Source organism: Streptomyces griseicoloratus (genome assembly GCF_014534645.1).
Classification (GTDB): domain Bacteria; phylum Actinomycetota; class Actinomycetes; order Streptomycetales; family Streptomycetaceae; genus Streptomyces; species Streptomyces griseicoloratus.
This window is the reverse complement of record NZ_JACVQF010000219.1, coordinates 105,042-118,398: the sequence shown is the minus strand read 5'-3', so window position 1 is coordinate 118,398 and position 13,357 is coordinate 105,042. Positions and strand designations below refer to the sequence as shown.

11 protein-coding genes are annotated in these 13,357 nt (G+C 71.5%); 3 read left to right on the top strand and 8 right to left on the bottom strand.

What is annotated here, in order from left to right; genetic code table 11:
- Positions 1–232 precede the first annotated feature (232 nt).
- Positions 233–2,056, top strand: a complete 1,824-nt coding sequence (locus H0H10_RS28055) for a phosphoenolpyruvate carboxykinase (GTP) (protein ID WP_188183929.1) — start codon at positions 233–235, stop codon at positions 2,054–2,056.
- A 277-nt stretch (positions 2,057–2,333) separates the two neighbouring features.
- On the top strand, positions 2,334–4,067 hold the full coding sequence (locus tag H0H10_RS28050; RefSeq protein WP_188183928.1) for an Ig-like domain repeat protein: 1,734 nt from the start codon (positions 2,334–2,336) through the stop codon (positions 4,065–4,067).
- Here H0H10_RS28050 and H0H10_RS28045 read toward each other — a convergent pair.
- The 8 genes from H0H10_RS28045 to H0H10_RS28010 form a co-directional block, all read right to left on the bottom strand.
- Positions 4,057–4,668, bottom strand: a complete 612-nt coding sequence (locus tag H0H10_RS28045; protein ID WP_188183927.1) for a hypothetical protein — start codon at positions 4,666–4,668, stop codon at positions 4,057–4,059. The two genes, H0H10_RS28050 and H0H10_RS28045, sit on opposite strands and share 11 nt — an antisense overlap.
- Complete coding sequence (locus H0H10_RS28040; RefSeq protein WP_188183926.1) at positions 4,655–6,202, bottom strand: substrate-binding and vWA domain-containing protein; 1,548 nt, start codon at positions 6,200–6,202, stop codon at positions 4,655–4,657. The genes H0H10_RS28045 and H0H10_RS28040 overlap by 14 nt, the downstream gene beginning before the upstream one ends.
- Positions 6,199–7,374: a toxic anion resistance protein gene (locus H0H10_RS28035; RefSeq protein WP_188183925.1), complete on the bottom strand. Its 1,176-nt coding sequence runs from the start codon at positions 7,372–7,374 to the stop codon at positions 6,199–6,201. The genes H0H10_RS28040 and H0H10_RS28035 overlap by 4 nt, the downstream gene beginning before the upstream one ends.
- Before the next feature lie 3 nt (positions 7,375–7,377).
- Complete coding sequence (locus tag H0H10_RS28030) at positions 7,378–8,466, bottom strand: substrate-binding domain-containing protein (RefSeq protein ID WP_188183924.1); 1,089 nt, start codon at positions 8,464–8,466, stop codon at positions 7,378–7,380.
- A gap of 157 nt (positions 8,467–8,623) precedes the next feature.
- Entirely contained in the window at positions 8,624–9,322 is a 699-nt protein-coding gene (locus H0H10_RS28025; RefSeq protein ID WP_188183923.1) for a hypothetical protein, read from the bottom strand.
- Entirely contained in the window at positions 9,319–10,701 is a 1,383-nt protein-coding gene (locus H0H10_RS28020) for an SMI1/KNR4 family protein (RefSeq protein WP_188183922.1), read from the bottom strand. Before H0H10_RS28020 ends, H0H10_RS28025 begins: the two co-directional genes overlap by 4 nt.
- A gap of 165 nt (positions 10,702–10,866) precedes the next feature.
- Positions 10,867–11,289 (bottom strand): SCO4983 family protein, encoded by a 423-nt coding sequence (locus H0H10_RS28015; RefSeq protein ID WP_188183921.1) that lies wholly within the window; start codon positions 11,287–11,289, stop codon positions 10,867–10,869.
- Positions 11,290–11,390: 101 nt separating this feature from the next.
- Positions 11,391–12,602, bottom strand: a complete 1,212-nt coding sequence (locus H0H10_RS28010) for a pyridoxal phosphate-dependent aminotransferase (RefSeq protein ID WP_188183920.1) — start codon at positions 12,600–12,602, stop codon at positions 11,391–11,393.
- A gap of 126 nt (positions 12,603–12,728) precedes the next feature.
- On the opposite strand from H0H10_RS28010, the gene H0H10_RS28005 reads away from it, so the two are divergent.
- A complete protein-coding gene (locus tag H0H10_RS28005; protein ID WP_188183919.1) occupies positions 12,729–13,349 on the top strand; it encodes a hypothetical protein in 621 nt (206 codons plus the stop codon).
- Positions 13,350–13,357: the final 8 nt, after the last annotated feature.

Below are 13,357 nucleotides of genomic sequence, written 5' to 3'. Positions count from 1 at the left end.
GGGCGTCCCAGGCCGAGGCCAGGTGAACGCAAAGAAACAGAGTGATAACCGGAGGTGCGTGGCGATCCTCACGCCGCTCAGGTGTGAGGCCCTCTGGACATATGGGCACTCTCATCGGATGATCAAATGAGTGCGGTCGGCACCGGATGAGCGACGTATACCCTCCGTGACGCATCCGGGTCGCAGCCCCCACGGGGCCTCCAAACAAAAAACCCCTCATTTAGGAGCAATCGTGGCGCGCGACATCGCAGCTCCCCCCGTCGTCCCCACCCAGCACCAGGGGCTGATCTCGTGGGTCAACGAGATCGCCGAACTGACGCAGCCGGACAACGTGGTCTGGTGCGACGGATCCGAGGCCGAGTACGAGCGACTGTGCGAAGAGCTCGTGGCGAAGGGCACCTTCAGAAAACTCGACCCGATCAAGCGCCCCAACTCCTACTACGCGGCCTCCGACCCGTCCGATGTCGCCCGCGTCGAGGACCGGACCTTCATCTGCTCCGAGAAGGAGGAGGACGCGGGCCCGACCAACCACTGGAAGGCCCCCGCCGAGATGCGGGAGATCTTCACCGGCGAGAAGGGCCTGTTCCGCGGCTCCATGCGCGGCCGGACGATGTACGTCGTGCCCTTCTGCATGGGCCCCCTCGGCTCGCCGCTGTCCGCGCTGGGTGTGGAGATCACGGACTCGGCGTACGTCGCCGTCTCGATGCGTACGATGACCCGTATGGGTAGCGCCGTGCTCGAAGAGCTCGGCGAGGACGGCAACTTCGTGAAGGCGGTCCACACGCTGGGCGCCCCGCTGGAGCCCGGCCAGGAGGACGTCCCCTGGCCCTGCAACCAGACCAAGTACATCTCGCACTTCCCCGAGGACCGCGAGATCTGGTCCTACGGCTCCGGCTACGGCGGCAACGCCCTGCTCGGCAAGAAGTGCTACGCCCTGCGCATCGCCTCCGTCATGGCCCGCGACGAGGGCTGGCTCGCCGAGCACATGCTCATCCTCAAGCTCACCCCGCCGCACGGCGAGTCCAAGTACGTCGCCGCCGCCTTCCCGTCGGCCTGCGGCAAGACCAACCTCGCCATGCTGGAGCCCACGATCTCCGGCTGGACGGTCGAGACGATCGGCGACGACATCGCCTGGATGCGCTTCGGCGAGGACGGACGCCTGTACGCGATCAACCCCGAGTACGGCTTCTTCGGCGTCGCCCCCGGCACCGGCGAGCACACCAACGCCAACGCGATGAAGACCCTGTGGGGCAACTCCGTCTTCACCAACGTCGCCCTCACCGACGACAACGACGTGTGGTGGGAGGGCATGACGGAGGAGACCCCCGCCCACCTCACCGACTGGAAGGGCAACGACTGGACGCCCGAGTCCGGCACGCCCGCCGCCCACCCCAACGCCCGCTTCACCACGCCGGCCGCGCAGTGCCCGATCATCGCGCCGGAGTGGGAGGACCCCAAGGGCGTGCCGATCTCCGCGATCCTCTTCGGCGGCCGCCGCGCCACCGCCGTACCGCTGGTGACCGAGTCCTTCGACTGGAACCACGGCGTCTTCCTCGGCGCCAACGTGGCCTCCGAGAAGACCGCCGCCGCCGAGGGCAAGGTCGGCGAGCTGCGCCGCGACCCCTTCGCCATGCTGCCGTTCTGCGGCTACAACATGGGCGACTACATGGGTCACTGGATCGACGTCGCCAAGGACAAGGACCAGTCCAAGCTGCCGAAGATCTACTACGTCAACTGGTTCCGCAAGAACGACGAGGGCAAGTTCGTCTGGCCCGGCTTCGGCGAGAACAGCCGCGTCCTGAAGTGGATCGTGGAGCGCCTGGAGGGCAAGGCGGAGGGCGTCGAGACCCCGATCGGCGTCCTGCCGACCAAGGAGGCCCTCGACACCGACGGCCTCGATCTCTCCGACGCCGACCTGGACTTCCTGCTCAGCGTCGACAAGGAGGTGTGGCGCGAGGAGGCCGCGCTCGTCCCCGAGCACCTGAACACCTTCGGCGACCACACGCCCACCGAGCTGTGGGACGAGTACCGCGCCCTGGTCGAGCGCCTGGGCTGACGCCCGCACAGACTCCGCGGCCGGTTGGGATTGGGATGCCCTGACCAGCGATCGTCACGGCCGGCCGCGGAACACACCGGCGAGACCCGTACAACGGCGTGCGAGTCCCGGGCCTGTCGTCGTCGCCTCCGCCCGCCCCGGCGGAAGGGACGACGACAGGCCCTCGCCCATGCCCGGCGTGTCCCCCTTGCTTCCGCGATCTTCACGGTTGTTCCATGTCCTTCACGGGTGTCTCACCTGCCGCGTGAGACCTCAACACAGCCTGTGGGGGGCACAGTTGAATACAGCACGCCGTTCCGGACGCCTCGCGGCCACCGTCCTCGCCGCCGCACTCGCCGGGACCGGACTCACCGTCGCCGTCGCGCCCGCGGCACACGCCGCAGCCTCCGACGTCGTCGTCAAACTGCCGATCTCCTCGTACTCGGCGCTGGCCGTCGACAACGTCCACCAGCAGGTGTTCGTCGCCGACAGCAACACCAGCTACTACACCAACTCCGGCACCATCGCCGTCTACAACTTCGCGGGTGAGCGGCTGAGGACGATCACCACCAACCAGAAGCACGTCTCCGGTCTGGCGCTCAGCGACGACAGCAGCAAGCTGTACATCGGACTGCGCGACCGCATCGACTCCATCGACACCACCACCTACCAGCAGACCGTCGTCGCCAGCACGTACACCGACACGTGCGGCCGCGACCTCGCCCACTCCGGCGGCCAGCTGTACTTCACGACGCCGTACGCGCAGTACGCCGGAGAGTGCTCCTTCTCCGGGACCAACGTGGACGCCGTCGTCAACGGCGTCCATCAGCGCACCGGCTGGAACGACTACGGCGACCTCCAGCTGGAGTCCGGTCCCGGCGACAGGATGCTCATGGGCCAGCCGCGCAACGCGAGTGCGTCCAACCCCTTCATCACGGTGTTCGACACCAGCGGCGACGGCCTGGTGCGCAACGCCGCGCGCCGCTTCGCCGACAGCGAGGGCAAGGGCGCCCTGGACTTCAAGGACATGGCGTTCTCCGCGGACGGCACCAAGGTCGCCGTGGCCGACGCCGCCTACGGCACCCGGCTGCTGAACACCGGCGACCTGTCCGACGCGCCGGCCGGCTACCAGCCGCTCCCGTCCGGTGCCGCCGCCAGCTCGGTCGCCTTCAGCGGCGACGGCAAGTACATCGCGCGCGGCGCCTCGGCGACCGGCGCGACCCCGGACCTGCTGGTGCAGCCCGCCGACCCGGCCGACTCCACCGCCCCGCTGGAGTTCGTCTTCGAGGGCAGCCTCGACGGCGACCGGGTCGTCCCGCGCGGCATGGAGTGGTCCGCCGACGGCTCCCGGCTCTTCACGGTCACCACCAACGCGGCCGGCAACCAGTACTGGCTGCACATCGTCCAGCCCCCGGCCGTCCAGTACGACGTCCGCCTCAGCGAAACGTTCACGCACAGCCCCGCCCAGGCCGTCGCGGGCGAGCCGCTGTCGGTGCGCGGCCGGCTGGAGTACGACGGACCGGCGCCCGCCGAACCGATGAAGGTCAAGGCGACCCGCACGGACGCGAACGGCACCCACGACCTGGGCACCTTCACCGTCAGGGAGGACGGCTCCTACACCGTCCTCGACGAGCCCGGCCTGGTCGGCGACGCCACCTACACCGTCTCCTACCTCGGCGACCTCACCCACCGCCCGGCCACCGACGTCACCCACACCGTGTCCGTCGGCAAGGCCCCCACCTCCATCGCGCTGACCGCCCCGGCCGAGGCCTCGATGAGCACCGGCGTCGAGATCACCGGCACCTTCACCGCCCAGGGCAAGGCGCTGCCGGACCGGGCGGTGCTGAAGGTGGAGCGCACCGACCGGCTCGGCACCGGCACCCTGTCGTCGGTGACGGTCGCCGCGGACGGCACCTTCACCGTCAACGACATCCCGCGCACCCGGCGGGCCACCACCTACACGGTGAGCTGGCCGGGCGACGACCTGCACCAGGGCTCGACGGCCTCGGCGACGGTCACCGTCACGCGCTGATCCCCCCGCCCCCGCTCCGGTCCTCCAGGTACCGGGTGTGGGTCTCCTGGCGGCGGGCCTCCGTGTCCCGGAGGGCCGCCGCCAGGGTCTCCGCCTCCTGCCGGAGCAGGCCGAGCTGCCGCTCCAGATGCCGCTCCGGCGGCTCCTGGCCCGGCGTCAGCCGCGTCCACCACCGGGCCCGTACGTAGCTGTCGACGGCCTCGGGCAGGTCCTGCCGCACCGCCCGGGACAGGGTGTGCAGGCCCTCCGGGTGCTCGGCGAGGAGCCGGCCGGCCCAGCCCGGGTCCAGCAGCGCGGCCAGCAGCTCCGTCAGCTCGGTGAGCCGGTCCGCGGCCGCCGGGGGCAGCTCCACCTCCGCCAGGTATCCGCCCAGCCTCTCGAAGTCGGCGCGCACCTCGTCCAGCTGGGCCGACGGGTCGGGGAAGTCCGGCAGCGCGGGCCGCTCCGGCGGGGCGATCAGCGCGCCCGCGCCGTACAGCCCCGCGACGACGACCGGCCAGTACGGTCCCGCCACCCCGGCGAAGGTCAGCCCGAGACCGGTGAGCCCGCACACGCTGCCGGCGATGTTCTTGCGGGACTCCAGATACCTACTGATAGCCACGGATCTCCTCGAAGGCGCCGTCCAGCGAACCCTGCCGGGCGTCGAAGAGACGGCCGCCGGTCAGGTCGGCGATGTGCTCCAGCTCGGCCCGGTCGGAGTCGCCGAAGAGGATGGGGAAGACGGGCGTCGCGCGCCGGTCGCGGTCGAGCCCGGCGTAGAAGGCGTCGAAGTCCTCCGCCTCGGCGCCCGCGGTGTTCTCGCCGTCCGTCATCAGCACGATCGACGTGAACGTGTCCCGGCCGGCGCCCAGATGGCCGTACGCCTTCTCCAGGGAGGTGTAGATGGCCGTGTCGCCCTCGGCGGTGAGCGCCTCGGTGTCCTTCCTGATCGCCTCCAGACCGGACCGCGGGTCGGCGGGGTCGACGACATGCGTCCGCACGCTCTTCACGTCCGAGCCGAACGGCATCAGCGTCACCTCCTCGCGGTCACGGAAGTCGCCGGTCAGACCGGTGAGGGCGGACTTCAGGCGGGACAGTCGGCCGCCCTCCATCGAGCCCGAGGTGTCCAGCACGTACACGGTCCGCGACGGGCGGCGCAGTTCGTTCTCGTAGGAGTCGAGCAGTCCGTCGGCGACGGAACGGCTGCCGGGGAAGGGCAGTTCGCGCCGGCGGCCGGTGTCCAGCCCGGCCGCCGGCGGCACCGACGCGACGACCGGGCGGCGCAGCGTGCGGTCGGTGATCAGCCGCTGGACGGCGTCCGAGCGCAGCGCCTCGGTCACCCGGCGCACGTCCTCACGGGTGGCCGCGTCGGTCGAGGCGAGGGAGGACAGCGGATAGTCGGCGGTGACCACACCGTCCTTCGGGCGGATCACCGTCAGGCCCTCGAACCCCTTGAGGACGGACTCGTAGTTGAGGAGCGCGTCGACGTCACCGCGGCGGTTGTACGCGCCCGCCAGCCAGCCGGACGAACCCGAGGTCAGTTTCTGTCCCTTGAAGAACTCCTTCAGCCGCGGCGCCGCCTTCGTCACGTCCGCGTCGGTGAGCGCCGACTGCGCGCCGGAGAGCGCCGAGGCGACGGAGACCAGCGTGGAGAAACCGGAGTTGGAGCGGGCCGGGTCGGTCATGCCGTAGGTGAGCCTGCCGTCCCGGACGGCCTGTTCGATCCGGGACCAGGTGACCTCCTCGGGCTTCCAACCCAGTTCCTCGACGACGGCGGACCGGACGCCGATGGCGACCGGGCTGGACATGACCGGCGTCTGCGAGACGACCTTCTTCTCCGCGTCCGGACGCAGCCGCAGATAGTCGTTGGAGGACAGCCACACGGCGTCGTACCGGCCGTCCGTCTTCCCCGTGGCCAGCATGTCCACGGCGTCGAGCGTGCCGATGTAGGTCGGCCGGACGGTGACGCCGGTGTCCTTCTCGACCCGTTCGAGGACCGGTGTCATGTCGCTGAGCTCGCTGGAGGCCAGCACCCGGAGCGTGCCCGGCGCGGCCGCGTCCGGGTCCTCGTCCTCCTCCGGTGCGGCGGTGCAGGCGGCCAGCAGCGTCGCGGCCGCGGCGGCGACGAGCAGGGAGCCCGGAGCCCGTCGTCTCATCCGAGCCCCCCTTCCAGCGCGCCCCGCGACCGGCTGCGCTCCAGGTAGGTGCTCGCGTGCCGGAGTTCGGAGGTCAGGTTCTCCACCGTCACCGCCATCGCCTCGGTGGCCTGCACCTTGTAGGTGTCGATGGCGTCGAGGGTGCGGTAGATCTGCTGGAACGCGGCACGCAGGGTCTCGGCCCCGACCGCCGGGTCGGCGGCGATGCGCTGGATCTCCCCGCTCTGCGTCGCCAGCATCTCCGCGTTGCCCCGGATCAGCTCCTCGGTGGTCCCGCGCAGCGCGTTGACCTGCTCGACGACCTTCTTCTGGTGGTCGAGCGCGGACGCCAGCATCACGGAGATCCGCAGCGCCGACACGGTCGTCGTGGCCGCCCGGTCCACGCCCTTGATCAGCTCGTCGTTGTTGCGGCGTACGACGTCCATGGCGAGGTAGCCCTGCGCGCACACGGCGAGCTGGGTCAGCAGGTCCTGGTGCTTCTGCCGGACCGGGAAGAGCAGGTCGGCGCGCAGGGTGTCGGCCTGCGCGGGGTCGGCCGCCTCGACGCCCGTGATGTGCTGCTCGACGGCCGAGTCCAGGGCCTCCGTCAGGATGACGTACTCCTGGAGCTTGCCCATGGTCTCCCACAGGCGGACCCGCTCGGTCTGCAACGAGGCGTTGTCGCGGCGCAGTTCGTCCTGCCCGCCGCGCAGCGCGGCCACGATGCCGTTCAGGGTGCCCTGCGCGGAGGCGTACTTGGCGAGGTGGTCGCGCAGCTTGTTCCCGCCGGGCAGCCGGGAGAGGAATCTGCGGCCCTTGTTCGCGGGCAGGTCCCGCGGGTCCAGGTCCTCGACCACGCGCCGCAGTTCCACCAGTGATCCGGCGACCTTGGACTGGGCGTCCCCGCCCTTGTCCGGCAGGCTGCGGACCGTGCGCTCCAGCATGCGGTTGGACTGCGCGGTGGCGGTACGCATCTCACCGGCGCCCAGCGCGGTGATCTCACCGACCTTGCCCGCGAACTCGGGCGAGCGGGCGTCGAGGGCGGCCAGCCCCTCGACGTACGCGGCGGCCTTGGCCGCCATGTCGGCGCGTACGCCGTCGTCGACGGGCACCAGCCCGCCGGCCTTCTCCCGGGGCACGGGAGTGACGGCCTCGGGCGGAGTGAGCGTGAAGTCTCCGTCGGTGCTGCTCATCGGTTACTGCCCCCCTTGTCCGACCGCCCGCCGCGCCAGCTCGTGCAGCACCGCGGCGGTGGGCACGGGCGCCTGGCGGACGCCGGTCAGTCGCTGCTTGAGGTAGGTGGTGCGGTCCGAGGCGGCCGCCGCGAACTCGGCGGCGTCGCCCTGCGGCCGGAATCCGTGCCGGACGGCGAGCCTGCGCAGCTCCGGGTCGCTGCCGAGGAGTTCGGCGAGCCCCTTGCCGTTCTCGGTGAGCGGGACGACGGTGTGGTCGCTGTTGACGGTGGTGTCCGGGTACAGCACGACCAGGTCCTCGGCGTCCGGCTGCTCGTCGAGGAGGGCGGCCACCTGTGACTCGTAGACGAGGACGAGCGGGTTCCCGGCCCCGCTGACGAAGTCCCGGAAGACGGCGTCCGTGCCGGTCTGCTGGGCGCCCTGCACGCTGACCAGCTTGCGCAGCAGCGGCGCGGTCCGCTCCACCTCGGCGTCGCTCGCGACGACCTTGCCGCCGCCTGCGACGTAGGAGGCGGCGGCGAGGTACAGGGCACCGGAGTTGGAACTCTCGGGATCGGTGCTGGAGATGAACAGCGTGCCGCTCAGTTCCCCGTACCTGCCGGCCCCCTTGAGCTGCTGCCAGGTCCGGTCACGCTCGGCCGCGTCGAGGTAGGCGGCCATCTTCAGCGTGCCGCGGTTCTTCGCGTCGAGCGTGGCCAGCCCGTTGCCGGCGAGGACGGTCGCCGCCCCGCGACGGGCGACGACGACGAGCGGCGAGTAGAAGGGGCGGGGGAGGGCGCCCCGTACCTCGTGCCGGGCCGCGAGTTCGGTGGCCGGCGCCCGGCTGGAGGGGAAGGCGAGGTCGTACCCCTTGAGATCCAGCCCCTCCATGGCCCAGGACCCGGAGGTCTCCGCCTCGACGGTGTAGCCCTTGGCGGCGAGGGCCTTCACCACGTCCGGATCCGCGAAGAACTCGGCCTTCTCCGATCCGATGACCATGCGCACGGTCTTCGTTGCCGTGCCCGTCTCCTCGTTGTCCCGGCCCGCGACGACGGCTGCCACCACGCCGCCGATCAGCAGGACCGCGAGGACGATTCCAGCGATACGTCTCACACCCGCAGCGTCCCGCCGGAACCCAACGTTCCCGGGCGCCGCCGGTGAACGGAGGGTGTCCGCCCCATACCGGTATGCAACAGGAACACGCCACTCCGCGGCCTGCGTGCGGCAACTGCGGGGACGTCGTTCGTCGCGTCCCTCAAGTCACCCGCGGTCAGCGCTGGTTCACCGGCAGGACGGCCGCCGGGTCGCAACGCTTCGGGCAGGCCAGCAGATAGACCTCGTTGCCGAGGAACAGCATGTAGGCGTCGTCCCGGAGGCCGTAGGGCTGCACCGGGGCCCCGGGGCGGACGCCGAACTCCCGGTACGCCGGTACCTGGCAGACGAACGCCAGCTCCGCTCCGCACGCGCACCAGTACCGCTCGGGGTACTGCGCCCAGGCCGCCGTGCCACCCACCTTGAAATGCATGCCGAACGGCCCGTGCGCGTCCACGAAGGGCCGCAGGGACAGGGGCAGGGCGCGCACGGCCGGTTCGGGCTCCGCTTCCGGAATCCCCGGGTCACGCTGGAGCAGCACCCGCCAGAACGAGCCCGGAAACGGTGGCTGCGGAGCCTCCCAGAACCGGGGCACGAGGCGCCCGTCGGCCGTGACCGGGTCGGACGCGTCGTTGTGGTGGGCGCAGTGGAAGACCGACAGGTGTTCCCCGCCGAAGAACTCGATGTCGTCCGGCAGATCCAGTTGGAAGAACAGCGCCATCCGGTCGCCGCAGAAGCACCGCGGCCACTCCTGGTCGTCGTCGAAGCAGGGCCACCCGCCCACCGAGTTCCGGGCCGGCCGGTCCAGCGGCTCGGTACCGATCTCGACCAGGTACTCGGGCGGCGCCGCCCACTCCGCCGGCCCGTCTTCGCTCACCGGGCGGCGTCCAGGTCGCCTTCGAGGACGGTCCGGGTGATCAGGGGGCGGTCCCACAGGGCGAGGAGCTCGTTCGCGAGGTCGAGGACCGGAAGCGGGGGCTGCTCGCCCCGCACCTCGATGCCGGCCGCCGACAGACTCCGGGGGACGGCACCGGCATCGAGCAGGGCGCGCCAGTCCTCGGGGCCGAGGCTCAGGTACTCCAGACCCGTCAGCCCGGCGATCTCCAGGGGATCGGCGAGCGAGCCCGGGTGGGCGGTGAGGGTCCGCAGACGGGGAAGCCCGACGACCGGCGCGAGACCGACCGGCGCGCTCGCCCGCCCGCCGATGACGAGCACCTCCAGCTCGGGACGGGCGGCGGCCTCCACACTGCCCAGGCGGTGGGTGTTCACCCGGGCCACCACCGGAGGGTTGTCCGCGTCACGGTCCTGGTGCCAGCCGTCGGGGCGGTTGATCACCATGTCGGTGAGGGATTCGGCGAGCAGTCCGGCGCCGATGGTCCGCTCGTGGTCGATCACGATGACCTGCCCGGTGTGTCCGCCCGGGCCCGGCGTGAGGTCGAGGGCCAGCCGGTCGCCGCCGCCGTTGTCGCCGAAGGCGATCCAGCCGGGCGAGCCGACGAGGCCCTGCACGGCGGCGTCCGGCGCGGTGACGGCGGCGTCGTCGGCGGCGAACTGCCAAGGGCAGGGACGCGACCGGGCGTCCGCGATGTAGAGCTCGTCCAGGGAGAAGAGCTCACAGCCGACCGCATCGCTGACGCGTTCCTGCGCCGCGTAGTCGCCGTTCCAGTCCTCCCACCGGGCACGGGTGACGCGGTAGAGCGCCTTCAGTTCGTCGGGCAGCGCGACACCGAGACGCGCCTCCGCCTCGGCGATCTCCTCCTCGGTGGCGCCGATGGCGTCGGGAAGCCGTTCGCGCAGGGTCCGCTCCAGCAGCGCCGGGTCCGCCGACGGCGCCGGCGCCGCGCCCGGCACCGCCTCGGGCAGACGCCGCCAGGGCTCGGGAACGGCGCCCTCGACCAGGAGCAGGGCTCCCACGAAGGGGCTGACGACGCCGTGCTCCACGGCAGGGCCCGGGTCGACGACATGGAGCAGCAGCTTCCCGTCCGGCGCCCTCTCCACCATGTACGACACGCGGCTCGCGCCGTCGGCCCTGAGGGCGTCCTGTACCCGCTCCACGGCGGTGAACTGGTCCTGCATGTCCGCCACCTGGAGGGCCCGCCCCGGCACCGGGCGCGGCTGTGGCGCGGGCAGGGTCCAACTGCCGAGAGTGATCTGCCCCGTGAAGCAACGACCCGGCGCGGCGAGCTGCTCCGCGTGGGAATCCCGCACCAGCCGCAGCAGCGGCTCCCAGGTCACGAAGTCGTGTATCGAGGACAACGGCGTTCTCCGCTCGGTCGGTCACTGGATGCGCTGCGATCCTAGGACCGGCCACTGACACGGCTCGTGAATGTCGTCCGGTGCATGGTGCCCGGTGAGTGGCGCCCGGTCCGCGCGTCGCTGCGGGTGCGCGCGGACCGGGGCCGTCGGGGGGAGCCCGAGGGCTCAGCGGGACGCGAGTTCGCGCGGCTCCAGGGCCGCGGAGTGCGCGTCCATCCGCTCGGCGGCCAGGATGGCGGCCGCCGTGTCGGCGCGGGAGGCCGCGACGACCAGCGCGCGTCCCGCGAGGGTGTGGGCCCGCCGGTGCAGGGCCGCCTGGTGCGGCTCGGACGGGGCCGCGGTCACCGGCACGCGGGCCGGCGCATGGCCTCCCCGCAGCCGGGTCACCTGCTCGGCGAGCCGGTCGGCCGCGGTGTCCAGGTCGTCCGAGGGCGCCAGCGCGCGCAGCTCGTCCGTGACGGCGAGCAGTGCCGCGAGATGGCCCGCGAGCTGGATGTCCAGCTCCTCCTCACGAGACCGGTGGGGGAAGTCCGAGGTGCTGCCGGCCATCGTGCTGTGGACCGACTTGTTGCGGATCGGTTCGTACATGGATGGCCTCCTGAATGCTTACAGGAAGCCATCCTAGCTTAGATTCCGTCTAAAGTTGAGTCGTTCACAAGACAGGAGTCCGTGTACACGGACCGTGAGGGTCAGGGCTGCCCGTAGCCGTCCAGGAAGTTGCCGATCCGGTCCACCGCGTCCCGCAGATCACTGGCCGTCGGCAGGGTCACCACCCGGAAGTGGTCGGGCTCGGGCCAGTTGAAGCCGGTGCCCTGGACGACCATGATCTTCTCCCGGCGCAGCAGGTCCAGCACCATCCGGCGGTCGTCCTTGATCTTGAAGACCTTCGGGTCGAGGCGCGGGAAGAGGTACAGCGCCCCCTTCGGCTTCACGCACGTCACCCCCGGGATCTGCGTCAGCGCCTCGTAGGCGGCGTCCCGCTGCTCGCGCAGCCGCCCGCCCGGCAGGACGAGGTCGTTGATGGACTGCCGCCCGCTGAGCGCCGCGACCACCCCGTGCTGGCCCGGCATGTTCGCGCACAGCCGCATGTTCGCCAGGATCGTCAGGCCCTCGATGTAGGACTCGGCGTGCGCGCGCGGCCCGGAGACGGACATCCAGCCGACCCGGTAGCCGGCCACCCGGTACGCCTTGGACATGCCGTTGAAGGTGAGGGTGAGCAGGTCCGGGGCGACGGCGGCGGTGGGGATGTGCTTGGCGTCGTCGTACAGGATCTTGTCGTAGATCTCGTCGGAGCAGACCAGCAGGTTGTGGCGGCGCGCGATGTCGGTCAGGCCCCGCAGCACCGCCTCGTCGTACACCGCACCGGTCGGGTTGTTCGGGTTGATGACGACGATCGCCTTGGTGCGGTCGGTGACCTTGCGCTCGACGTCCGCGAGGTCCGGCATCCAGTCGGACTGCTCGTCGCAGCGGTAGTGCACCGCCGTGCCGCCGGACAGTGAGACGGCGGCCGTCCACAGCGGGTAGTCCGGCGCCGGTACGAGGACCTCGTCGCCGTCGTCGAGGAGGCCCTGCATCGCCATCACGATCAGTTCGGAGACGCCGTTGCCGATGTAGACGTGCTCGACGTCCGTCTCGATGCCGAGGGTCTGGTTGTGCATGACGACCGCCCGGCGCGCGGCGAGGAGGCCCTTGGCGTCGCCGTAGCCGTGCGCGGAGGACACGTTGCGGAGGATGTCCTCCAGGATCTCGGGCGGGCACTCGAAGCCGAACGCCGCCGGATTGCCGGTGTTCAGCTTGAGGATCCGATGCCCGGCCGCCTCAAGCCGCATCGCCTCCTCGAGCACCGGGCCCCGGATCTCGTAACAGACGTTGGCGAGCTTGGTCGACTGGATCACCTGCATGTCCGTGAGCTTACGACCCGGTTACGCCCCAAGGGCCGTGTTTTCCGCCACGTGAGACACGGCGTTTTGGGTGGTTATCGCCGACGGCTGTCCCACCGGTCCCTTCCGTCCCTACAATGCGCGGCCATGTCCAGGCCACCTCAGTACGACGACGGGGCGGACGGTCGGCACGCTTCGAAGGTGTACGTTCCGCAGTCCGTCCCTCCTCCGGCGTACGACGAGTACACCGATCCGGCGGCGGCCCACGGCTGGCAGAACGCCTACGACCGCACCGAGGAACTGCCCCCGGTGCCCGAGACGCCGGGCGTCCGCCCGCGGGGGACGGCCCGCGGGGCCCGCCGCAAGCCGCGCGCCACCTGGCGTTCCCGTCGGGCGGCCGTCGTCGCCGGCGCGGTGGGCGCGGCGTCGGCGGCGCTGATCGCCGGTGTCTCCTTCTCGGGTTCGGACGGGGCGGCGGACGGGGAGGACCGGGTCAGCCCGACGGTGCCGGACACCGGTGGCCCCGCGGGGCCGGACGAGGCGGACCCGGCCCGCTCCCCGGAGCCCGGGCACCAGGCGGGTACGGCGACACCGTCCCGGGGGTCGTCGACGAGCCCGTCCCCGTCCCCGGACCCGTCCGACACCGCACCGCCCTCGCAGGCGCCCACGACCACGGCCCCGGCGCCCCCGGCGACACCCGCGGCCACCGCCCCCGGCAACTCCGACGGCAAGCCGGGCCGCGGCCGGGGCGGCAAGGGGCCGAAGTAGCAGGCGCA